Origin of the sequence: Alkalibacillus haloalkaliphilus C5, assembly GCF_000269905.1 — a bacterium.
In the GTDB taxonomy this organism is placed as follows: Bacteria; Bacillota; Bacilli; order Bacillales; family Alkalibacillaceae; genus Alkalibacillus; species Alkalibacillus haloalkaliphilus_A.
Window position 1 is genome coordinate 1 of sequence record NZ_AKIF01000238.1, and the last position, 2,234, is coordinate 2,234.

Here is a 2,234-nt window from a genome sequence, read left to right on the forward strand (position 1 = left end):
AATTTCTCTGAACGCTGATAAACATGGTGTGAGCGCTGATAAATTTCCGTGAACGCTGATAAACTTCCGAGTGCGTTGACCTTGTGAGTGCCAAAATATTTCTGCGAGCGCCAGATTACTGGTCACGAACGCCAAATTATCTTCACGAGCGCCAGAATACTATGCGCGAACGCCAAATTATCACTTCAAAACTCCCTCCCCCAACACAAAAATAAAACCACAGATCTAATCTGTGGATCAAATAAATCTACTAATTTAGATCTTTACACTCCGTATTACAGTAAGTCATCCCACCTTGAGAGATTTTACATTTCGAACAGAGTGGTTTGTAACAAGAACGACACTTACTCACAGCCTTCGTACGACAAAAACGGCATTTTTCCACAGGCATCCTCCTAACCTACCATCATACAATTAATTTCTAACTATCGTATGTAAAACCCTTGTCGCTTACTATAGGAGGTTTTGAGAGAGATTGTGGAAAATTGTCTTGTCATAACAATTCTTTGATGGTACTTTTTTACAAAGACTGATTATCAGGATGATGATGTATATAGAAGCTATAGCCGTTTTAGCAGCCCTATTCCTCACACCAATTCTGGCCGTTCTGTTCAGTTTCAACTTAGTTGCCGTCATTAAAAAACACACAACAACGAAAAGACAACTGAAAATACGTTTTGGATCATCTTTTCATTTACTTTATTAATGTGGATTATCGCTGTGGCGTGATATACAAAAAATCGGAGCACCAAAATTTTGTTCATCTTGGTGCTCCTTCCTTTATTTATTCCGCTCGCCAAACTCAACCATCGCCTCACTCATAAACTGAGCTAGACCTTCTCCAAATTGATCGATGTTTTTCTGAAATCGTTCGTCTTGTACATACATCATACCAAGCCCTTGGAACATTTCTGGTGTGTAAGTCGTAAAATTTTTATTCAAAAAATCGTACCATTCTTTAATGGCTACTTGTGCTTCTTCTGACTTTGGATCGCCTTGAAGAAGTTCTGCAAGCTTTCGATAAATGTCATTCATACGTTCTTGTTCTGCGTTATTGATTCCCATCGCATTTTTCTTCGCTTCATCTACTTTAACATCACCCCAACGCTCCCGAGCTTCATCTTCGTAAGGATTTTCGCTAAAGTCAAAGCCTTTAAACTTATCTTGGTTGGACATTTCAAATCCTCCTTCCTTCGCTTCAATTGTTTGATCAACTGTCTGTAGCATTAAATCGAATTTTTCACGCTTATCAACAAGCATTTTTCGATGCATCTTAAGTGCTTCAAGTTGGTCATACTCTGGACTGTTGATTATTTCTTTAATTTTCTTAAGTGAGAAACCTAACTCTTTGAAAAATAAAATTTGCTGCAGCAAGGTTAGGTCTGAGTCTGAATATGTTCTATAGCCTGTATATGGATTTTTACTTGGTCTCAAAAGTCCAATTTCATCATAATGATGCAGTGTGCGCACACTAATTCCAACGAGTTTTGCAACTTCATTTACTTTCATATGACCAACTCCTCACACTTATACTATAAGCTCTCACGTTACGTGAAAGTCAATGGTTAATTCGGCGTTCGTCGGATTTTTAATGTGTTTCGCCGGAATATCAACTTTTTCAACGGAAAATGGGTTCGTTTCGTCGAAAAAATGAAAAAATCGCCGGATGATCTCTCAACATGCTCTTTACAACTAAGTGGATAATTCCATATTTCCTGTGAATAACTTTGGGAAAAGTGAACAAATAATGTGGAAAAATATTATTGAAGCACTTTCATTTGTGGATAAAACCTGTAAACATCTGGTTTCATCCACATTTCAGTATAGTTATGCACAGAATTGTGTTAATAAAGTAGACTTATTCACATAACAATTATAATCTAGCAAGTCATAACAACATATTGAGAGCTGACCAAGTTGTTAATAAAACTGTTTTGTAAATTATTAGTAAAAAAGTTATGATAAAATTAAGTTCATGGAAAGGATTGAGGACTTGATGGAAGCTAAAAAGAAGCCAATTTTATATAGTTTAGTTGCTTTTATCGTATATTTTACTTATAGCGCGTTCTTCCCTCTAGCGCCACTGACAGTTCATCAACCATCAGCTGCTATTGGCATTGCTGCTTATTTAGATGATCAATATGAAGAAAAGCAAGCAAACATAAATGACATATTAGAAGATAACAACGACGACAACTATATTACTAGTTTTTACACACCTTTATACACAATTG

Annotated in this window: 2 protein-coding genes; one reads left to right on the plus strand and one right to left on the minus strand. The window is 36.3% G+C overall.

Features of this window, described 5'->3' with window-relative positions; translation table 11 throughout:
• Nucleotides 1-780: 780 nt before the first annotated feature.
• Nucleotides 781-1,509: a MerR family transcriptional regulator gene (locus tag A194_RS0115915; RefSeq protein WP_017187775.1), complete on the minus strand. Its 729-nt coding sequence runs from the start codon at nt 1,507-1,509 to the stop codon at nt 781-783.
• Nucleotides 1,510-1,996: 487 nt separating this feature from the next.
• Between A194_RS0115915 and A194_RS18935 the strand changes: the two genes are divergently transcribed.
• On the plus strand, nt 1,997-2,234 hold a 238-nt coding region (locus tag A194_RS18935; RefSeq protein ID WP_040403248.1), incomplete at its 3' end, for a hypothetical protein.